The 20,531-nt window shown below is 67.5% G+C and carries 20 protein-coding genes; 10 read left to right on the top strand and 10 right to left on the bottom strand.

The window, feature by feature from the left end; translation table 11 throughout:
* Positions 1-3 precede the first annotated feature (3 nt).
* From RKE25_RS01185 to aroE, 6 genes are all read right to left on the bottom strand, one after another.
* A complete protein-coding gene (locus RKE25_RS01185; protein ID WP_311840442.1) occupies positions 4-561 on the bottom strand; it encodes a hypothetical protein in 558 nt (185 codons plus the stop codon).
* A gap of 122 nt (positions 562-683) precedes the next feature.
* Positions 684-977, bottom strand: a complete 294-nt coding sequence (locus RKE25_RS01180) for a hypothetical protein (RefSeq protein WP_311840441.1) — start codon at positions 975-977, stop codon at positions 684-686.
* A 50-nt stretch (positions 978-1,027) separates the two neighbouring features.
* The gene (locus tag RKE25_RS01175) at positions 1,028-1,975 is read right to left on the bottom strand and encodes an energy transducer TonB (protein ID WP_311840440.1); all 948 of its coding nucleotides are present in this window, start codon (positions 1,973-1,975) and stop codon (positions 1,028-1,030) included.
* Between the two features lie 106 nt (positions 1,976-2,081).
* Positions 2,082-3,857 carry a peptide-N4-asparagine amidase gene (locus RKE25_RS01170; protein WP_311840439.1) on the bottom strand — a complete coding sequence of 592 codons (1,776 nt, stop codon included), beginning with the start codon at positions 3,855-3,857 and terminating at the stop codon, positions 2,082-2,084.
* A 136-nt stretch (positions 3,858-3,993) separates the two neighbouring features.
* Entirely contained in the window at positions 3,994-4,269 is a 276-nt protein-coding gene (locus tag RKE25_RS01165) for a YkgJ family cysteine cluster protein (RefSeq protein WP_311840438.1), read from the bottom strand.
* 3 nt (positions 4,270-4,272) lie between these two features.
* Complete coding sequence (aroE, locus tag RKE25_RS01160; RefSeq protein ID WP_311840437.1) at positions 4,273-5,103, bottom strand: shikimate dehydrogenase; 831 nt, start codon at positions 5,101-5,103, stop codon at positions 4,273-4,275.
* A 241-nt stretch (positions 5,104-5,344) separates the two neighbouring features.
* Between aroE and RKE25_RS01155 the strand changes: the two genes are divergently transcribed.
* On the top strand, positions 5,345-5,602 hold the full coding sequence (locus RKE25_RS01155) for a hypothetical protein (protein WP_311840436.1): 258 nt from the start codon (positions 5,345-5,347) through the stop codon (positions 5,600-5,602).
* Positions 5,603-5,766: 164 nt separating this feature from the next.
* Here RKE25_RS01155 and RKE25_RS01150 read toward each other — a convergent pair whose 3' ends face one another.
* Positions 5,767-7,251, bottom strand: coding sequence for a RimK family protein (locus RKE25_RS01150; RefSeq protein ID WP_311840435.1), 1,485 nt, complete (start codon positions 7,249-7,251; stop codon positions 5,767-5,769).
* A gap of 244 nt (positions 7,252-7,495) precedes the next feature.
* On the opposite strand from RKE25_RS01150, the gene RKE25_RS01145 reads away from it, so the two are divergent.
* Positions 7,496-7,969 carry a GNAT family N-acetyltransferase gene (locus RKE25_RS01145; protein WP_311840434.1) on the top strand — a complete coding sequence of 158 codons (474 nt, stop codon included), beginning with the start codon at positions 7,496-7,498 and terminating at the stop codon, positions 7,967-7,969.
* Between the two features lie 14 nt (positions 7,970-7,983).
* Here RKE25_RS01145 and RKE25_RS01140 read toward each other — a convergent pair whose 3' ends face one another.
* A complete protein-coding gene (locus tag RKE25_RS01140) occupies positions 7,984-8,673 on the bottom strand; it encodes a hypothetical protein (protein WP_311840433.1) in 690 nt (229 codons plus the stop codon).
* 150 nt (positions 8,674-8,823) lie between these two features.
* Here RKE25_RS01140 and RKE25_RS01135 point away from each other — a divergent pair, with 150 nt between their 5' ends.
* From RKE25_RS01135 to xerC, 4 genes are all read left to right on the top strand, one after another.
* Positions 8,824-8,994, top strand: a complete 171-nt coding sequence (locus RKE25_RS01135; protein ID WP_311840432.1) for a lipoprotein — start codon at positions 8,824-8,826, stop codon at positions 8,992-8,994.
* Between the two features lie 14 nt (positions 8,995-9,008).
* Positions 9,009-9,851, top strand: coding sequence for a diaminopimelate epimerase (dapF, locus tag RKE25_RS01130; protein WP_311840431.1), 843 nt, complete (start codon positions 9,009-9,011; stop codon positions 9,849-9,851).
* Between the two features lie 73 nt (positions 9,852-9,924).
* The gene (locus RKE25_RS01125; RefSeq protein WP_311840430.1) at positions 9,925-10,605 is read left to right on the top strand and encodes a DUF484 family protein; all 681 of its coding nucleotides are present in this window, start codon (positions 9,925-9,927) and stop codon (positions 10,603-10,605) included.
* Position 10,606: 1 nt separating this feature from the next.
* Positions 10,607-11,494 carry a tyrosine recombinase XerC gene (xerC, locus tag RKE25_RS01120; protein WP_311840429.1) on the top strand — a complete coding sequence of 296 codons (888 nt, stop codon included), beginning with the start codon at positions 10,607-10,609 and terminating at the stop codon, positions 11,492-11,494.
* Positions 11,495-11,619: 125 nt separating this feature from the next.
* Here the strand turns inward: xerC and RKE25_RS01115 are convergent, their stop codons facing one another.
* Entirely contained in the window at positions 11,620-14,601 is a 2,982-nt protein-coding gene (locus RKE25_RS01115; protein WP_311840428.1) for a TonB-dependent receptor, read from the bottom strand.
* A 531-nt stretch (positions 14,602-15,132) separates the two neighbouring features.
* Here RKE25_RS01115 and hslV point away from each other — a divergent pair.
* From hslV to RKE25_RS01095, 4 genes are all read left to right on the top strand, one after another.
* Positions 15,133-15,666, top strand: a complete 534-nt coding sequence (gene hslV / locus RKE25_RS01110) for an ATP-dependent protease subunit HslV (protein WP_311840427.1) — start codon at positions 15,133-15,135, stop codon at positions 15,664-15,666.
* Positions 15,667-15,768: 102 nt separating this feature from the next.
* Entirely contained in the window at positions 15,769-17,103 is a 1,335-nt protein-coding gene (gene hslU / locus RKE25_RS01105) for an ATP-dependent protease ATPase subunit HslU (RefSeq protein ID WP_311840426.1), read from the top strand.
* A 38-nt stretch (positions 17,104-17,141) separates the two neighbouring features.
* Positions 17,142-17,756: a hypothetical protein gene (locus RKE25_RS01100; RefSeq protein ID WP_311840425.1), complete on the top strand. Its 615-nt coding sequence runs from the start codon at positions 17,142-17,144 to the stop codon at positions 17,754-17,756.
* Between the two features lie 39 nt (positions 17,757-17,795).
* Positions 17,796-18,188, top strand: a complete 393-nt coding sequence (locus RKE25_RS01095; RefSeq protein ID WP_311840424.1) for a hypothetical protein — start codon at positions 17,796-17,798, stop codon at positions 18,186-18,188.
* A 56-nt stretch (positions 18,189-18,244) separates the two neighbouring features.
* Here the strand turns inward: RKE25_RS01095 and RKE25_RS01090 are convergent, their stop codons facing one another.
* The gene (locus RKE25_RS01090) at positions 18,245-20,509 is read right to left on the bottom strand and encodes a S9 family peptidase (RefSeq protein WP_311840423.1); all 2,265 of its coding nucleotides are present in this window, start codon (positions 20,507-20,509) and stop codon (positions 18,245-18,247) included.
* Between the last annotated feature and the right edge of the window lie 22 nt (positions 20,510-20,531).

Genomic DNA, 20,531 nt, shown 5'->3' with positions numbered 1-20,531 from the left:
ATGTCACCGGGCGGTGGAGGAGGAAGTCGCCGACGTCGCCTGCGCCTGGATCACGGCCGCGCGCGCTTCGTCCTCGCGAATCTGCAGCTGGCGCTGCGCGTCCAGCTTGCCGCCAAGCAGGGCGAGCTTGTAGTTCGTGGCATCGAACTCGCGCAGCAGGCCAAGCTCGCGCTGCGCCTCGTCGAGATGGTTGTCGTTGATCGCGCGCTCGACGTCGTCCACCGCCGGCTCGAACAGTTCGCGCAGGCCTTCCGTCGCGGCTGTGCTGTTCGGCTCCAGCTGCAGCGCACTCAGATAGAACTCGAAGGCATTGGCGCCAGCCGGCGCGACGAGCCGCTTCTCGGCGATCGCGGTCTTGGCCAGTTCGAGCATGATCGCCGTCCCGCTGTCCTGTCCGCCGCTGCTGGCCGCGGCTGCCGGTCCCTTGGCCTGATGGTCCGCGCCGTCCACGGCGGGCGTGCGCAGCAGCGCGAATGCGGCCACGGCCGCCGCGACCATCAATGCGAGGGAAACGACAAGCAGGCCGCGCCGGGGAAACGCGGCGGCAAACGCACGGGACATGACACCTGGCCGTTGGAATGGAGCGCCGCCGGGTGGACGCGTTTCGCGTGGTCCGGCGGCGCGCCACGGTAGCCGTGGCAGATGTCAGCGATGTGACGTCGTTGGCAATCGCTTTGTGACGATCAGCCGAATCGGCCGCCGATGATGTGGCCGTCCTTGTCCAGCTCGGGGAAGTAGCGGCTGTTATTGCTGCGCACTTCCATGGTGGTCATGGTGCCGGGCGTCACCAGCAGTACGTCGGGGTACTTGGCGCGGAACTGTTCCGGTGTGGGATGCGTGGCGATGAAGGCGTCGAAGCCGGCCATGTCGGTAACGTAGCCGGCCACCGGCCGGGCATCGGCCTTGGCCATGTCGTGACAGCCGCCGGTCGCGATGGACGCGGCGAGCAGGAACAGGGCGAGCGTGGCCTTGCGCATGAGCGTTCTCCTCCGTGGGTGCCGCGGGCGATTATGCGCTCGCGCGCTGCTCACAGCCGAAAGTCGATGCGCTGGCGCACTTCCATCGGCGCCGGCGCGCCATCGCGCGTGCCGGGCGCGAATTGCCATCGCTCCACCGCGCTCAAGGCCGCGCGGTCGAACACATTGCGCGGGTCCGCATCGACCACGCCGGCATGGCTGACCGAGCCATCGGTTTCCACCACGAAGCGCACGTCCACCCAGCCCTGGCGGCGCGTACGACGGGCGTCGGCGGGGTAGTAAGGTTCCACGCGGCGCTTGAGCACCGGCGACGTGCTCGCGGGCGCAGATACATGGGTCTCTTTTGCTGCCGCCGCGACCGGCCTCGCATCGGGCGCAGGATCCAGTGGGACGGGTGCGACAGGCACGGATGGCGCCGGTGGCGCGGCGACCGGCGACGGCGCGGCCAGATGAGAAGACGCTTTCGGCGAAGCGGCCTGCGCGAGCTCCTCGCGGCGCCGCTGGTCGTCCGCCACCTGGAGCTGGGCCTGCAGCTTGGCGCGCAGCATGGTGAGGGTGTAGTTGGTCGGGTCGGCGCGCGAAAGCAGGTCGATCTGCCGCTGCGCTTCGGCCGCGTTGCCCTGGCCGATGGTCTGCTCGGCGGCCGTCGCGGCGAACGGAAACAGTTCGCGCAATGCATCCTGCGCGGCCTGGTTGCGCGGTTCCTGCTTCAGTACGCGCAAATACCATTCCACCGCGTTGTCTCCTTCGGGCGCGAGCAGGCGCTGCTGCGCCACCGCGTGGCGCGCCTGCAGCAGCAGCCGGGTGACATCGGCATATGGGCCGTCGCGATGGATCTCGCCGCTTTCCGCCACCGTAGCGGCCGGCAACGCGGGCACGTCGCGATTGGCCTTGAGTATCCAGGCGACCACGCCGCCGGCGCCGGCCAGCAGCACGAGCACGATCAACAGGGCATAACGAGTCGCGCCTTCGGCGCGGCGGGGGCGTGGGGCTGGCATGCGGTTCCGGGCGTGGGGACGCGGGGCGCGCCAGCTTAGAGAGACGATGTTGCGGGGATGTTGCCCGCCAGACGCGCGCCGCCGGCGGGGCGGCGCGCGCGATGACTTACCAGTTCACCTGGAGGTTGCGGCTGTCCGGGGAACCGTCCGGGTGTGCGATCCACCACACGCGATTCTGGCCGTTCGCACAGCCGGTGCCGGAGGCATAGCTGGTGAGCGCACCGGTGTCGGTGGTCAGGTCGACTCGATAGCAGCTGCCCAGGTTGTCGCCGAAGGCGAAGCTCTGCGAACTATGCTGGCCGGTATGGCTGGTCAGCGCGCCGTTCGCGTCGAAGTTCAGCGTGTCGCCGCTGTCGACGGTGTTGCTCAGGTCCGCCGAATACACGGTGAAGCCCAACCAGCGACGCTCCGCATGGCTGGTATAGCCCTGGTGCACGGTGGTGGCCGCGCTAAGGCTGCCGTCGGCCGCCAGCTGCTGGTTGTAATCCACGTGCAGCGGATAGGCGGCCCGCTGGCGCACCTGCTCCGTGAGCACCGCGCCGAGCTGGCTCTTGCTCACGCTGTCCACCTGGGTGAGCTGGTCGCTGACCTGGTGGAAGGTATCGGCGTCGATGACGAAGCTTTGCGTGTCGTCGAAGCCGACCGTCTGCGCGACCGAGCTGACCACGCGACCCTTGGAGGTGACGGCATAGCCTTCGATGACGAACTGCCGCGTCAGCTTGGTCGTGACGTCGCCGGTGACATTGCCGCTGCCGTCGGTCGACAGCGTGCTGCCGATCACCGGCGTCGGCGCCTGTCCGACGAGCGTATTGCGCGTGATGCCACCGAGGACCTGCTTCAGGTGAGGATCGCGATAGACCAGCAGCGCGGCGGTGGCGGAGAAGTAGCCATGTGCTCCGGCCACGTTCACCGCGACTTCGTGCGGCTGTCCATCGCTGAGCCGGCCGGCGAACGGCGTGAGGTCGACGCGATAGGGCATGAAGTTGAGCGTCTGCACGCCGGGTGTCGGTCGCCACAGGTACGGATCGATGCCGCCGGTGTAGATCCACGGATAGACCGGCGCGACGCCGGCCGGCTGGCCGTCGATGCTCACCTCGGCCTCGCGGAAGTTGCCGCCGCCGCATTCCTGTGTCTGCGCGGCGTATTCGTCCGGCACGCAGGTGTACCAGAACTCGTCGCCGCCCTGGCTCTGCGCGAACACGTCCAGATAGGCGCGTACGACGTTGCGCGGCAGAGTCAGCGTCTTCGACAGCTTGTCGGCGGAGGTATTGAGCGACACTGTGCTGCCGACCGGATCGGCGCCCAACGGATACACCGCGTCCGGCACCGGTGCCGGCGGCGCGAGCAGCGAGGCGGGATAGAACAGCAAGCGCGCGCTACCGTGGATGACGCCGGTATACGTGCCGTTGACCAGGTTCCCGATCACCGCCTGGCCCTTGCCGGCGTTGCGCAGCAGGGCGTCGTAATCGGTGAGGTCGCGCTCCACGTGCCAGCTCGGCGACACCGCTGCCGAGGGTTCCTGCGTCGTGCCGAAGTACAAGTTGACGCCGCCCAGCCACAAGGTGGCGGTGCGGTCGTACTGGCGGCCCGCGGTCACCGAGAAATCCGCTTCCAGCACCACCTTGGACCAGCGCCCCTGGCAGCCAGTCGGCGGTGCGTAGTCATAAGGGCGTGCATTGAAGTCGTCGAAGCTGACGTCGTTGAACAACTGCACCACGCATGGCGTGCCGGACGGGCGCGGCACCGTCGGGTCGGCCACGACCACGCCGCGCGTGCCGATCGGCGGATCGCCCGCCGCGGCATGGGCCGCCCCGATGCTCCCCAATGCCGCCAGCAACCCCGCAATCGCCGGCCCCAGACGTACGAAACCTTTCGACGACATGATGCTTACTCCCCGCATGATGTAGCCCCCCTGCGCCGCGCACGCTAACACGCGGAACTTCGCAGGAGCTTGCGGAGGGCCGCTTGCCGGCGGAGCGCTTTAGACGTCCAAAAAATTAGACGTCTAAGGGCGTGCATCAGGCGGAGCGCGGCCAGGGCGAGGTCGCTTCGTCCATCGCGCGCAGGTAGGCCAGCGCATGTCCGCGGTCCGCGCCGCACATGGCCGGCTCGGGCCGCAGGCTGGAGCAGACGGCCGGGCGCTCGGGCCGGCCGAAGATGGCGCAGCGGTTGTCCTCGGTCAGCTGAGCGCAGCGCACGCCCGCCGGCTTGCCGTTCGGCATGCCGGGGATCGCGGAGCTGATCGAAGGGGCGATGCAGCAGGCGCCGCAGCCGGGTCGGCAGGCCAGGCTCATGGATCAGCCGTATTGCCGGCGCAGTTCGCCGTAGACGGGATCGGTGTCCGGCCGCTTGCCGTGCCACAGCTGGAAGGCGTCCGCGGCGGTCTCTACCAGCATGCCCAAGCCATCGAAGGCATAGCGTGCGTTCGCGGCCTTCGCCCAGGCGAGGAAACCGGCCGCGGCCTTGCCGTAGGAGAGGTCATAGCAGGTGGCGCGGTTGCCGACGAAGCCGAACGGCAGATCCAGCGGCTTGCCCAGCACGCCGGCGGAGGTGGCGTTGATGATCAGGTCGAAGCTGCCGATGTCGTCCAGGTCCTCCCAGTAGCGCGTATGCGCACGGGCCGGATCGCCAATGGCATCGGCCAGCGCGTCGGCGGTTTCCGGCGTGCGGTTGACGATGGTGAGCGTGCGCACGCCGGCATCGAGCAGGGCCCAGGCCACGCCGCGCGCCGCGCCGCCCGCGCCGAGCAGCAGGGCGTCGTGTCCGCGCAGGTCCACGCGATGGCGCTCGGCAAGGTCGCGCACCAGGCCATCTCCGTCAGTGTTATGCGCGGCGATGCGTCCGTCCCCCAGCGGTGTGAGCACATTGGCCGTGCCGGCGCGCGTGGCCGCTTCGCTGCGCTCGTCGGCCAGCTCGAACGCGGCCGCCTTATGCGGAAGCGTGACATTGGCGCCGCGGCCGCCTTCGGCGAAGAAGCGCCGCGCACGGGCCGGAAACTCGGCCGGTGCCGCATCGATGGTGCGGTACTCCAGCGCGATGCCGAACTGCCGCGCGAACGCCTGGTGGATCTGCGGCGACAGGGAATGGGCGATCGGGTGGCCGAAGACGGCGAACTGCGCTGCGCTCATCAAGTGCTCCTTGGAATGAATGGCGGTCGCCGCGAGGCAGGCGGCCGGCCGCAGCCGGGCATTCTAATCCCCGCCGCCGCCGGCGAGCCGCGCAGAGAGAAGACCGGGGAAGAAGGACGCGTCCGCGTCGGCCGGCGAAAGCGAGACCGCGGCCACCGGAGACGGCGCCGTCGCGGCGGTCGCAGTCCGTGAGATGGAGCGCCCGCAAGCTGCACTCATCGACCCCCGACGGACCGCCGCCATGCGTACGCAGCCTACCGATGCCTCCCGCCACCACCGCCTCGTTGCCGGCGCCCTGCTGTGGCTGCTGGCCGGTGCCGTGCTGTTGCTGACCACGCTGGTGCCGGCCCGCACCGACCTGCTCGGCTGGACGCCCGCGTTCTGGCTGGTCGGCGCCCCGCTGGCGCTGCTGCTGGTGCTGGAACCGCGCCTGCCGCGCGATCTGCTCGCACTGGCGCGCACGCGCCGCCCCCGCCAGCGCCAGGCCATCTGGCACTGAGTTCTTGACGACTTCCGCTTGGCAGTGGAGCTTTGGCGCGCGGGACGCGCGCCATCAGGGAAGCGCGACGGCGGCCATGAAGGCCGTGCACCCGTCGGCGCGGCGCAGGGAGCAGCGCCTTCGAGTCCCGGCGACCCAGGACGGGTGCCGGGACCGCCCGAACCTCAGTCGGCGATGCCCAGCCGCTTGCGCTCCATGCGCCGCAGGAACTCCTGCATGATGCGCAGATAGAGATCCTCGCCCAGGTAGGCATCCTCGACACCCGCATCGATCGACGGGTTGTCATTCACTTCGATCACCACGGGGCGACCTTCCACCTGCTTGATGTCCACGCCGTAGAGGCCGTCGCCGATGCCCTGCGTGGCCTTCAGCGCCAGCTTCACCACGTCCGCCGGCGCATCGCGCACGGGGATGGTTTCGAAGCCGCCGGACTTGTCCGTGCCCTTGGCGCCATGGTTGTAGATCTGCCAGTGGCCGCGCGACATGTAGTACTTGCAGGCGTACAGCGCCTCGCGATTGAGTACGCCGATGCGCCAGTCGAACTCGGTGTAGAGGAATTCCTGCGCCAGCAGCAGTGCGCTGTGCTGGAACAGTTCGCCGGCCGCCTTTTCCAGCGCCTGCTCGTCCTCCACCTTCATCACGCCGCGCGAGAAGGAGCCGTCCGGGATCTTCAGCACCAGCGGATAGCCCAGACGCGCGGCGATTTCCTTCAGGCCCTTGGTGTCCTCGCGGTAGAGGATCTCCGTCTTGGGCACAGCGAGCTTGCGCGACACCATCAGGTCGTTGAGGTAGATCTTGTTGGTGCAGCGGAGGATGGAACTGGGGTCGTCGATCACCACCATGCCTTCCTTCTCGGCGCGGTGCGCGAAGCGGTAGGTGTGGTTGTCGCTGGCGGTGGTCTCGCGGATGAACAGGCCGTCGTACTCGGCCAGGCGCTGGTAGTCGTTCTTGCCGATCGGGTCGACCTCGATCCCCAGCTCCTTGCCGGCCTGCACGAAGGACTTCAGCGCCTTCTTGTTGGATGGCGGCATGACTTCGTTCGGGTCGACCAGCATGGCGATGTCGTAGCGGTAGCGCTTGCGCGCCTTAGGCTTGCGCCACAGCTTCTTGGAGAAGTGGTCCAGCGCCTCGGCGAAGGCGTCTTCCTGGGCGTCGTCCAGGGTATGCAGGCCGACGGGCTTGATCGAGCTGACCTGCCACACGCGGTCGCGCTCGAACTCGATGCGCAAGAGCGGGCACGGAAACAGTTCGAACACCTGGCGCGCGAGGTCCTGCAACGCGGTGTAGGCGGTCTCGCCGAAGTACACCAGGATGCCGAAATCGGTGGTGTCGCGGCCGCCGGCCGGCAGGAAGTGCGTGAGCTTCTGGTTGAGGTCCTCGATGTCCAGGCCGTACAGCGAGCGGCGGCGCAGGTCGTTCACCGTGCGCACCGAGGGCATCACCTTGTGGCCGCGCGCCTCGCCCAGCAGCGAAACGTAGTAGCCGGTGCCGAGGTACTTGTAGTTGCGGCAGAGGTTGATGACGTGCGTGCGTTCGTCGTCGGCGGAGACCGGCTCGCGCAGGTAGTCCATCGCCGTGACCACGTCGACGGACGGGTAGTAGGAACTCCAGTCGGAGGCTTTCTCGACGACGATGACGAGCCGGGCCATGGCACCTTAGGTTCGAGCGGGACGCAGGGTGTCGTCTCGTCGAGGGAACGGGGCGGCACGGAGCGCGCAGTTTCGCACAGGCAGGACGGCGCACAAGGGAAAGGTCTGAAGGTCATCTAAATGCCGCCCCGCGGGACGTGACGCACGGGCGATTGCGGCGCGCCCGCCACGGGACTAGAGTGCCGCGCTTCGCCGCCCTCCCTCCACCGCCGCCGCGCCCGACGCCGCACCGGATGCACCACTGATGACACCCATGCCCGCGACCGCCGCCGTGCGTGTGCGCCGAGCCGAGCTTTCCGATCTGGACGACCTGGTCGCGCTGGAGGAACAAAGCTTCGCCGGCGACCGCCTGAGCCGCGCCCAGTACCGTCGCCACCTGGACAGCGAGACCGCGCAGGTGCTGGTGGCCAGCGCCAATCACCGGTATTTCCTGGGGACGGCCGTGGTGTTCTTCCGCAAGGGCAGCGGCGTGGCGCGGCTGTACTCGATCGCCACCCGGGCGGAGGCGCGCGGCAAGGGCGTGGGCTCGGCGCTGATCGAGGCGGCCGAACACGCCGCGCGGCGCAAGCGCCGGCGTGCGCTGCGGCTGGAAGTGCGAACCGACAACCACGCCGCCATCCGCCTGTACGAACGCCTGGGCTATGCCCGGATCGGCCGCTACGCGAGTTATTACGAGGACGGCGCCGATGCCTGGCGCTACGAGAAGGCGCTGGCCTGAGCCGCGCCCGGGCGTCAGTTGCCGAACGGCTGGCCGATACGCCGTTCGGTCGCCTCGTCGGGCCGCGCCACCAGCGCGCCGGTGCGCATCAGATTGACGCTGTAGTGTCCCTCGTCGACCAGCGGCAGGAAGGCCCCGCTGCCGAACACCGTATCCACGCCCGGCAGCCACTGCGGGTGCTGCCGTTGCACGTCGCGCAGGTCGTAGGCGCCTGCACTGTCGAAGCTGATCACGGTACGGGGCGCCTGCGCCTCCTGCTGCGGATCGTCGTAGCGGCCACTCAGGCGATCGAGCCGGTAGAGCGGCGGCAGGCCCGCCAGCAGGGCCGGCAGCTTCCACTTCAGCACCACCGCCTCGACCCGCCAGGCATCGCCGGCCAACTGGACCTGGCGGCTGGTGCCATCCGGCCAGCGCAGGGTGAGCGACCAGCGCTGCGGTGAAAGGATGCGGGCGTCGATGTCCACCACCGGCGTTTCTTCCGACAGCAGGCGATAGCCGCGCAGGCTCCAGCCTCCGCCGGCCAGCACGAGGGTCAGGACGAAACCCGCGGTCAGCAGCAGCGCACGCACGGCGGCCGCCAGCCGCTGTTGCGCCTGAAGCCGCGCGCGCAGCGCGAGCAGCTGCGCCAGCGTGAACAGCAGGGCGAGTGCGGCGAGCGCCAGCAGGATCGTGCTGGGCAGGCGCAGCAGCGTGGTCCAGTCCATCTCTACGTCTCGTGCGGCCGCGGCGCGGCCGGTGCGCGCATGATAGCGGCAGCGCCGCGCCGCCCGGCGTGGCGCAACGCCGCGAACGCGCATGCGGACCCGCGGGGCCGGCTCGCTATACTGCGGCCGTCTCCGTAGGAATCCATGCTCATGCGCCGATCGATCCCGCTGCTCCTGCTTTGCGTCGTCATGGCCGCGCTGGCCGGCTGCGGCAACAAGGGGCCGCTGTTCATGCCGCCGCCGAAGCCGACACCCGCGACGACCACCGCGCCCGCCGCCCCGGCGCCGGCTTCCACGGCGGCGACGCCGGCCGCGCACTGAGGCCCGGTGCTGTTATGACGCTGCGCTTCTCCAAGATGCACGGCATCGGCAACGACTTCGTGATGGTCGATGCCCGTAACGCGCCTCTTGCGCTCGATGCGGCCGAGATCCGCGCGATGGCCGATCGCCACGCCGGCATCGGCTTCGACCAGCTGATCAGCATCGAGCAGCCGCGCGACCCGTCGTGCCGCTTCTATTACGGCATCTGGAACGCCGACGGTTCGCCATCCGGCCAATGCGGCAACGGCGTGCGCTGCGTCGCCGCGTGGCTGCACCGCGCCGGCGAACTGCCGCTGGGCGAAACCGTGCGGCTGGAAAGCCCCTCCGGTCCAGTCGCGGTGCGCCTGCTGGCGGCCGACCGCGTCACCGTAGACATGGGCGAGCCGGCATTCCGGCCGGCGCAGATTCCTTTCGAGGCCGATGCGCAGGCCGATCGCTATGCCCTCGATGCCGGCGGCGAGACCCTGGAGGTCGGCGCCGTGTCGATGGGCAATCCTCACGTCGTACTGGCCATCGACGATCTCGACGCGCCCTCGCTGGCGCGGCTCGGTCCGCTGCTGACCGGGCATGCGCGCTTTCCCGAAGGCGCCAATGCCGGCTTCGCGCAGGTCGTCGACCGCAGCCACGTGCGCCTGCGCGTGCACGAGCGGGGCAGCGGCTGGACCCTCGCTTGCGGTACCGGCGCCTGCGCCGCGATGGCGGTGCTGCGCCAGCGCGGCGCGGTCGACGACCGCGTCCACGTGGATTTGCCGGGCGGCCGACTGCAGATCGATTGGGCCGGCCCCGGGCATACGCTATGGATGACGGGCCCGGCCGCGTTCGCATTCGAAGGCGAGTGGCTCGGCATGGCGCATTGAAGCGACTCGCCGCGCATCGCACACTCGGGGCCGGACGGCGATCCGGCCCCATCGGCTGACGAGGTATCCCCGCATGACCGACACCGCTCTCGACGATCTCCAGGCCCAGGATGTGGCTGCTTACCTGCGGCGCCATCCGGGCTTCCTCAACGACTTTCCGGAACTGGCCGGGCAGCTCGAGCTGCCGCGTGAGCAGGGCCAGGTCGCTTCCCTGGCCGCCTACCAGCTGCAGAACCTCCGCGAGAAGAACGCCGAGCTGGAACGCCGGCTGGCGGAACTGACCGCCGTCGCTGCTGAAAACGAGCGGCTGATGCAGCGCATCCATGACCTCAACGTGGCGGTGCTGCGCGCCAATACCCCGGCCATCGCGGCGCGCAGCGTGATCGCACGTCTGTCGGAGGATTTCCAGACCGACCAGGTGCGCCTGATGGTGTTCGGCCATGTGGAGCTGCCGCCCGCGGACTGGCTGGTGCGAGCTCCGGCCGGCCGGGACGAGCTCCCGGAGTTCGCGGATTTCCTCGCCCATCACGAACCGGTCGCCGGACGTCTTTCGGCCGAACGGCTCTACCGCCTGTTCGCTGACCAGGCGCCGGAGATCCAGTCGTCCGCGCTGATGCCGCTGGGCGACCTGGGCATGCTCGCGATCGGCAGCCGCGATCCGGACCGCTTCCAGCCGGGCATGGGCACGGTATTCCTCAAGATGATCGCGGCCACGGTGACCGCGGCGCTGCAGCGAACGCGGGACGGCGCCTGAGATGGATCCGCGCAGCCAGGTGCAGGCCTGGCTCGGCCGCCTCGCCGGCGAGCGCAAGGCGTCGCCGCACACGGTGGACGGTTATCGGCGCGACCTGGACAAGCTGCTGCGCTGGATGGAGGCGCAGGGCATCGATGGCTTCCACAAGCTCGACGCACACCGGGTGCGCACCTTCGTAGCGGCCGAGCACCGCGCAGGGCTGTCGCCGAAGAGCCTGCAGCGCCTGCTCTCGTCCTGCCGCAGCCTGTTCCGCCAGCTCCGTCGCGAAGGTTTGCTGGAACACGACCCCGTCGCCGGCGTGCGCGGACCGAAAGTGCACCGGAAGCTGCCGCAGGTGCTGGACGTCGACGAGGCCGCGACCCTGGTCGAATCGGGCGGCGAAGGCGCGCTCGGGGTGCGCGACCGGGCGATGCTCGAGCTGTTCTATTCGTCGGGCCTGCGTCTGTCCGAGCTGGTCGGTCTGCGCTGGCTGGACCTGGACCTCGACGCCGGCGAAGTCCGCGTGCTGGGCAAGGGCAGCAAGACGCGCATCGTGCCGGTAGGCCGGCATGCGGTGAGCGCCTTGCGCGCGCTAGGCGAAGCCGAGGGCAGGGCGCCGGAGACGCCCGTGTTCCGCGGACGCGGCGGCGCACCGATCAGTCCGCGCACGGTGCAGGCGCGGCTCAAGCAGCTGGCGCTGACGCAGGGCTTCGCCAAGCGTGTCCATCCGCATTTGCTGCGCCATACGTTCGCCAGCCACATGTTGGAGTCCTCCGGCGACCTGCGTGCAGTGCAGGAACTGCTGGGGCATGCGGACATCGCCACGACGCAGATCTATACGCACCTGGATTTCCAGCACCTGGCAAAGGTGTACGACGCGGCGCATCCGCGGGCGAAGCGGAAGATTTGATCGGCGGCTCGTCATTACGGTGCAGGCCGGATTGACGGCAAAAAAAAGACCACCGGCGAGCCGGTGGCCAATGGGGAGAGACGCCACGGCGATCTTCCGCCGCCGTGGCGCTCGCGGTTACACGCTTACAGGCTGAAGTCGTAGCGGGCGCCGAACTGCACGTAGCGCGGCGTCTGGTACGACAGGGGCTGCTGGTAGCTGAGGTTGGGCGCGCCGCTGCCGGTCTCGCCCGACTCGTTGATGCTCTGCACCGTCTGCTTGTTGAACACGTTGACCACGGTGGCGCTGAAGGTCAGGTTGTTCTTGGCGAACGCCGGTGCGTACTGCAGGCCCAGATCCAGGCGATAGGTCCACGGCAGGCGTCCCTTGCTGCCGCGCGGGGTCGGTTCGCCCTTGCAGTAGAAGTACGACGCGCCGTAGTTGATCTCCGGCGGGATGTCGCCCGGATACACGCCGATGCAGTTCTTCGGACGGCCCGACTGGATCAGCACATTGGCGCTCACCAGCCACTGCGGGTTGATCTGGTAGTAGCCGTAGGCACGGATCTGGTGCGTGCGGTCGTTGGCCTCGGGGCCGTTCGAGCCGATCATCAGTTCCTTGTGGTCCCAGTCCTGCGTCACCGACGGATCGAGCTGGCCGATGTCGGACTTCAGCAGGCCTTCGGAGTTGCCGTAGCTGCGCGAGAACGTGTAGTCGACGCGGCCGTACCACTTGCCGTCGAAGCGATGTTCCAGGTAGGCGTCGAGCGCGTAGTACTTGCGCTTGGCTTCCGGCAGGCCGATGTCGTTCTTGCTGAGCTTGATGTCCTCCAGCTTGCCGTCGCCGTCGAGGTCGATCAGGAAGCGGTTGGATGCGCCCGGGTTGATGATGTAGCAGGTCGGCGACGGATCAGCGTAATCCACGCCGTGATCGGCGGCCCACTTGATGAAGGGACGGTCGTCGCACCAGTCGTCGATGATGCTGCGCAGTTTGCGGTAGCGCACCTTGGCGCCGAAGGTCCAGTGATCCGCAAACTGCTTGTCGAAGCCCAGGATGTATTCGTCCTGGTAGTAGGCCTTGAGGTTCTGCGCCGAGATCGAGCGCGGGTCAGGCGGCGTGCCGTCGGCGCCGTTGGCGTACACGGTGCCCTCGATCGGCTGCCAGTTCGGCGGCGTGCCGTTGGTGTTGACCGCACCGTCGTAGGTGCCCCACTGCGTCTCGTACAGCGAACCGGACGCGCCGCGCACCGCCACGTTGTTCGGAATGGCCAGGTGATAGCGGCCGGCGTTGGCGTAGATCTTCAGACTCGAATCGCCCAGCACATCCCACGACAGACCCAGGCGCGGCGCCAGCTGATGGCGCTGCTTGGCGAACACGTCGTTGTCGGCGTTGAGGTTCTCGAACTGCTCGTTGCGCAGGCCCACATAGGCCAGCCAGCGATCGGTGATCTGCCAGTGGTCTTCGAGGTACTGCGCCTCCTGCTTGACCTTGGCCTGGCCGATGGCGCGGAACACGTAGCGCTCGACGATGCCGGTGTGGCCGGGCGGCACCACCAGGTCGCCGCGCGATTCGATCACGCCGCTGGGCGGGTTGTCGTAATAGAACCAGCCCACGCCACCGGAAGTGTCAGAGCCGTTGAGCGACGTGACGTTGTAATGGTCGACGCCAGCGCGCAAGTCGTGATCGCCCAGACGGTATTCCAGGTTCAGGTGCCAGCCGTTGGTCTCGTCATACGCGCCGGGCGCGGCGATGCCGCTGGAGATGTTGCAGCCCTGCAGGCGCTGCGACGGCGGCACGCTGTCACGGTTGTCCTGGAAGTAGGTGCAGCTCGAGCCGGACGTCAGGTCGACGTGATCGGTGCGTTCCTTGCCGTACAGCGCATCGATGGTGAGGTTGTCGGTGATGTAGCCGGTGTAGCGGCCCACATAGACCTGGCCGCCCGGCGAGGAGCCGGCCGTGCCCTGGTTCTTCTGACTGCGCCAGCCCTTGTGGCCGTACTGGATGTCGTTGACGCCGTTGTATACGAACTGGTCCGCATAAGTGGATGCGGTGTCGCTCAGGCCCGTCAGCTCGATGATGTGGTTGTCGGTGATGTTCCAGTCGACCTTGGCCAACCAGCGGTTGGTCTTGTTGGTGTTGTACGAGCGGGTGGTGTTCTTGCTCAGCGAGTAGGTATTGTTCTCGGACTTGATGGCTTCCGCGGCGCCGAAGAAGAACAGCTTGTCCTTGATGAGCGCGCCGCCGAGGTACGCGGCGTAGGTGGTTTCCCACAGCTTGGCCGAGTGCTTGTCGCGCCCGGTGATCTGCGCGCCGTCGCCGGGGCGGTAGGTCGGGTTCTCGGTTTCACGCAGACCGGCCGGGGTGTAGAGCACCTGCAGGCCGCCCTTCCACTCGTTGGTGCCGCGCTTGGTCACGATGTTGACCACGCCGCCGGTGGAACGGCCGTATTCGGCACCGTAGCCGCCGGTGAACACCTGTTCCTGTTCGATCGAGTTGAACGGCAGCGTGGTGGCGCCCAGGCCCGTAAGCGGGTTGGTGACGGGGAAACCGTTGACGTAGTACTGGTTCTCCGCAGCGGACGAACCGCCCAGCGAGACGGCATTGCCGTAGCGCGAGTCCGCGTTGACGGCGCCGGGCGCCAGCAGCACCGCGGCATTCACGGTCTGCGGCAGGGGCAGGCGACGCAGCTGCTCGGCGTTGAGCACGGTGCGCGTATCCACCGAGGACACGTCGATCGCCGGCACGGCGCTGGCCACCACGCTCACGCCCTCGAGGTTCTTGGCGCTGCCGCCGGCCGCTGCGGCGCCCGCGCCGAAGCTCACTTCGGTGCCGGTGCCCACGTTGACCTGCACAGTGTCGCGGCTGTCCACCGTCTGGCCGTTGCGCTGCACGCTCACCTTGTAGACGCCCACCGGCAGCGAGCCGGCGCGATAGCGGCCGTCCGCGTCCACGTTCACGTCGCGGCTGAAGCCGGTGGATGGATTCTCGATATGCACCGTGGTGCCCGGTGCGGCTTCGGTACGGCCGAAGATGGCGCCCGATGAGTTGGATTGCGCCAGCGCGGCGGTGCCGCCGAAACAGCTCCCCAGAGCCAGGGCCAGCACGCTAAGACGCAGCGCACCGCCCAACGATGACCTGCTCGAATGCTTACTCGACATTGGTTTGTGATCTCCCCATGAAGCCCCTTGCGAGGCAGAACCCGGTCCGCCCACGCGGGCGGAAGCCGACATTCGAGGGGGTCGCGCCGAAACCAGCCGGGACGCGATGGACGACCGTGCCGTCCGCTTGGGCTTCGATCAGGGGACCGAGAGCAATTTGTATCGATCTAAATTCTCAAACGCGGATATAGATCGATCCAAATACCAAGCAAACAGAAAAAACGGCACGAACTGCCCGGTTCGATGCGGCGATTCAAGGTGCCTCGCACGGTCCTGCGGGACCGTTTCCCCGTGAGGCGCCTCCTCCCTCTCGCCCGTCACAAGTTCATGCGACGGAACCCCTCGGCGCCGAGTAAAAAGCGTGTGAAGGCTGCTGTCAATCGCAAAGGCCTGCCGAAAGGCGTTGCAGCAGCGAATTGTTACGACCCGGGCGCTCCGCCCCTTGGGTTTACGGGAGGCTTTCCCCACATCGTGGAATCCGCATCCGAGGTAGTTCCCGCCATGGAATCGTTCCACGCCACCACCATCGTTTCCGTCCGCCGCAACGGTCGCGTCGTGATCGGCGGCGATGGCCAGGTCACCCTGGGCAACACGGTGATGAAGGCCAACGCGCGCAAGATCCGCCGCCTGGGCAAGGGCGACGTGCTGGCGGGCTTCGCCGGCGCCACGGCCGATGCGTTCACGCTGTTCGAATTGTTCGAGGAGAAGCTGGCCAAGCACGGCGGCAATCTCACGCGCGCGGCGGTGGAAATGGCCAAGGAATGGCGTACCGATCGTCGCCTGGGCCGCCTTGAGGCCATGCTGGCGGTCGCCGACAAGGACGCATCCCTGCTGATCTCCGGTAACGGCGACGTGCTCGAACCCGAGCACGGCCTGATCGCGATCGGTTCCGGCGGCCCCTATGCGCAGTCCGCCGCGCTCGCGCTGATGGAAAACACTGAGCTGGATGCACGCCAGATCGTCGAGCGGTCGCTGAAGATCGCCGGCGATATCTGCATCTATACCAATCACAACACGACGATCGAAGAGCTCTGACGAGCTCGGAAACGGCACGCGGCTGGCAGGGAACGCCTACCTGTTCGCTGTCTTTTCGCCGGCCATTCCCTGCTCCCCGCCCACTGTTCCCCGAGCCAAGCCATGTCCGAACTCACTCCCCGCGAAATCGTCAACGAACTTGACCGTTACATCATCGGCCAGCACGACGCCAAGCGCGCCGTGGCGATCGCGCTGCGCAACCGCTGGCGCCGCATGCAGCTGGACCCGAATCTGCGCGACGAGGTGACGCCGAAGAACATCCTGATGATCGGCCCGACCGGCGTGGGCAAGACCGAGATCGCACGGCGCCTGGCCACGCTGGCGAACGCGCCGTTCGTCAAGGTCGAGGCCACCAAGTTCACGGAAGTGGGCTATGTGGGCAAGGACGTCGAGTCGATCGTTCGCGATCTGACGGATGTGGCCTACAAACTCACCCGCGAGCAGGCGGTCAAACGCGTGCGGTCGCAAGCGGAGGATCGTGCCGAGGACCGCATCCTGGATGCGCTGTTGCCGCGCCGTCAGTCCCCGACCGACTGGAGCCACGATCCGGCGCCCGCGAGCGACAATGACACCCGCCAGAAACTGCGCAAGCAGCTGCGCGAAGGCGCGCTGGACGATCGCGAAATCGAACTGGACTTCGCCATGAACGTGGGCGTCGAGATCATGTCTCCGCCCGGCATGGAGGAAATGGGCCAGCAGCTGCGCCAGATGTTCCAGAACCTCGGCGGCAGCAAGTCGCAGAAGCGCAAGCTGGCGATCAAGCTCGCGCGTCCGCTGCTCATCGACGAAGAAGCCGGCAAGCTGCTCAACGACGAGGAAATCCGCGCCCAGGCCGTGTATTCGGCGGAGCAGAACGGCATCGTCTTCATCGACGAGATCGACAAGATCGCCCAACGCTCCGAATGGGGCGGCGCCGGCGTGAGCCGCGAAGGCGTGCAGCGCGACTTGCTGCCGCTGGTCGAAGGCTCGACCGTGTCGACCAAGTACGGCCCGATCAAGACCGACCACATGCTGTTCATCGCCTCGGGCGCGTTCTCCCTGGCCAAGCCCTCGGACCTGATCCCCGAGCTGCAGGGCCGCCTGCCGATCCGCGTGGAGCTTTCGGCGCTGTCGGTGGACGACTTCCAGCGCATCCTGCGGGAGCCCCATAACGCGCTGACCAAGCAGTACGTCGCGCTGCTCGGCACGGAGGGCGTGACGATCGACTTCACGGAGTCGGGCGTGAACCGCCTGGCGGAGGTCGCCTATCAGGTGAACGAGCGCACGGAAAACATCGGCGCCCGCCGCCTGCATACCGTCATGGAGCGGCTGCTCGAAAAGATCTCCTTCGAAGCTGCCGACAAATCCGGCGAAAAATACCTGATCGACGCGGAATATGTCGACAAAAACCTGGCGAGCCTGGTCAAGGACGAGGACCTGAGCCGTTACATCCTGTAAACATGGGGAAAGACCCCCGCTGTTAAAATTCGCGACGTATGGGAAAGGTGATTGAACTCAAGACGACGGGCCAGCGGGCTCAACTGCGCGAAGCGCAGCGCCTGCAACAACTGGTCCGTCTATGGCGCGGTGAACTCGAGCACGGCAGCTTCTGTGGCTATGTCGGCGGGGTCGGCCGCGAGTTTTTCCTGCTCTGGGTGGTGGGCGACAGCATCACCTACGACGGCATGTATGTCATGCGCCACCGGGACGTCTCCGAGCTGGAAGCACCCGACAAGCACGCCATCTTCATGGAGAAGGCCCTGGCCATGAAGCACCTGCTGCCTCGCATGCCGCGGGGTTTCCCGCTGGACGACATCCGCGAGGTGGTGCAGGCCGCCGCCAAGCAGGCGCCGGTCATCGGCGTGCATGTGGACAGCGAGGACGAGTCCGAGGTCTGCTACATCGGCAAGCTGATCTCCGTCGAAGAAGACGGCTTTTACATGCAGGAAATCAGTCCCGATGCCGAGTGGCTGCGCGAGGCGTCGTTCTTCGCCTGGGACGAGGTCTCCACCATCAGCATCGAGGACGGCTACGCCCAGGCCTTGCTGGCCGTGGCCGGAACCGCGCCGCCGCTCGAGCAGGGCGATTCGGGCGTCGGTCACGTGCAGTGACCGTGCCGCTGCGGCCGTCATGACGTGACGGGTGACGCGATGACGGGCCGCCGCACGCTGTACCTTCCATGTTTGATTCTGCTCGGCGCGGGTGCCGCCTGCGCCGCCAACCCAGGGAGCACCACCGTCATGGCCGACACCGATAGCGTCCTTTCTTCCTCTGTCTCTTCACGCCCGGCGCCCCGGGTGCAGCTGATCGTGAGCTTCGAGGACGGCACGTCCGTCGATGCCATGCACGCCGCCTGCGCTGCGACCGGCGCCACCTTCGTACGCAGCGTCAGTTGGGCGCCCGCCATGGTGGTGCTTCTGCCCGAGGGCATGACGGCGGAAGAGGGCATCGTGCGTTTCCGGGCCCAGCCGGGCGTGATCAACGTCGAAGTGGATCGGCAGGTGCGTGCCGAACCGGTCCGCGGGCCGAACGTCGGCAAGTAGGCCGACTCGCTCCTCGCCCACGAAAACGCCCGCCGGCTTCGGCGGGTGTTTTCGCATCAGGGCGCGACGGAGGCCGCGGTGGCCGGACGCGGCGCGGCCGGCGCGGACGCACCCTTGATCTCGCGATCGAAGAAGTTCGCGATCAGGTGATACACATGGCTGCGCTGTCCGGGCAGGTTGAGACCGTGCTTGGCACCGGGATACGCCATGAACTGGAATTGCGTGCCGCGCTTCTGTAGTTCCGCCATCAGCTTGGTCGAGTTGACGAACAGCACGTTGTCGTCCGCCATGCCGTGCACCAGGTACAGCTTGCTGGTGAGTCCGTCCAGCCAGGCGAAGGGGCTGCTGCGCATGTAGCCGGCGTCGTTGTCCTGTGGGCGGCCGAGGTAGCGCTCGGTGTAGAACGTGTCGTAAAGACGCCAGTCGGTGACCGGCGCGACGGCCACGCCGCCGGCCAGCTCGTTGGAAGCCTTGGCCAGCATCATGGTGGTCATGTAGCCACCGTAGCTCCAGCCGAAGACGCCGATGCGGCGGCCGTCGACCCAGGGCTGCGCCTTCAGCCACTGGATGCCGGCGAGTTGGTCTTCCACTTCGGCCGCGCCGAGCTGCTGGTAAATCGCGTCCTCGAACTTGCGGCCGCACCGTGCCATGCCGCGGTTGTCCAGGGTGAACACCACATAGCCCTGGCTGGCCATGTACTGATTGAAGTAATCCCCCCAGGCGTTGGTCACGAGCTGCGCATGCGGTCCGCCGTAGTAGGTATCGAAGACCGGATACTTCTTCGCGGGGTCGAAGCCGGCCGGCTTGTACAGGCGGTAGTACAGCGTCTGCCCGTCCGGTGCCTTCACCGTGCCGAATTCGGGCTTGATCAGGCTCGCGCGATACGGCCAGAACGGATGCTTCTCGTCGAGCTTGTTCTGCTCGATCCAGCTGACGAAGGCGCCATCCGGCTTGTGCACGCTGACCTGCGGCGGCGTGTCCGCGCTGGAGTACGTATCCAGGTAGAAGGCCGCGTTCGGCGCGAACTCGGCCATGTGCGTGCCCGCGCCCTGGCTGACGCTTACCGGCGCGGCGGCATTGCTGCCGTCGAGCTTGAGCGCATAGATCTGGCGATCCGGCACGAAGTCGCGGTTGGAACCCACGTAGACCTTGCCAGCCGCTTCGTCCACCGCCAGCACGCCATCGATCTGCCAATCGCCCTGGCTAACGGGATGCTTGAGCTTGCCGTCTAGCCCGTAGAGATAGAGATGATGGAAGCCGCTGCGTTCGCTGCCCCAGAGGAAGCTCTTACCGTCCTTCAAAAAGCGCAGGTCGTCGTTGAGGTTGATCCAGGTGTCGCTGGTCTCGGTCAGCAGCGTCCGCTGCGCCAGCGTCTTGGCGTCGACCAGGCGCAGGTCCAGCTTCTGCTGGCTGCGCGGCATGCGCTGGTAGCTCAGGTGCTTGCCATCCGGCAGCCAGTTCACGCGCACCAGGTAGATATCCGCATCTTTGCCCAGGTCCACCCAGCGCGGCTGCCCGCCGGTAGGCGAGACGAGACCCAGCTTCACGGCGACGTTCGGATCACCTGCCGCGGGATAGCGTTGCTCGACCACATCGGTGCGGTCCGCATAGACCTCGGTGCGCTTGACCACGGGGACCTTGGCTTCGTCGTAGCGCTCGAAGGCGATGGCGCTGTCGTCCGGTGCCCACCAGTAGCCCGCGCTGCGGTCCATTTCCTCCTGTGCGACGAACTCCGCCTCGCCGTTGTGGACGGTGCCGCCGCCGTCGCGGGTCAACGGCCGCGCATCGCCGCTCTCCAGGTCGATCACCCAGAGGTTCTGGTCGCGCACGTACGACACGTAGCGACCTTTAGGCGAGATCTTCGGATCGATCGCGTCGCCGCCGGTATCGAGCAGGCGGGGCGATGGCTTGGCGGCGCCCAGGTCGTACAGGTAGAGCTTGCCGCCGATCGGGAACAACAGCTGCCTGCCGTCCGGCGACCACTGGTAGCTGAGGATGCCGCGCAGCCCGGCCGTGCGGGCCCGCTCGCGGCGGGCTTTTTCCGCGTCGGAAAGCTGCTCGCCCTGCGGCTCGAGCTTGCGCGAGTCGACCAGCATCCGGGTGCTGCCGTCCTTGGGCCGGTATTCCCACAGATCCAGCTGGAACTGGTCGTCCGGCCGCGCTCGCAGGAAGGTGATGCGGCTGCCGTCCGGCGAAATCTTGAGGCCGCGCGGAGCGGGCCCGGCGAGACTGCCGCCGTCGAAGATGCGTTCGATAGTGAGTTTTTCGGCCATGGTCGGCATAGCCACTGTCATCAGCGTGGCGAGGAGAAAGGCGCGCATGGGTACTTCCCTGGGACTGCTG

It is taken from the genome of Dyella sp. BiH032 (assembly GCF_031954525.1).
In the GTDB taxonomy this organism is placed as follows: domain Bacteria; phylum Pseudomonadota; class Gammaproteobacteria; order Xanthomonadales; family Rhodanobacteraceae; genus Dyella_D.
This window is presented reverse-complemented; position numbering and strand designations above follow the sequence as displayed.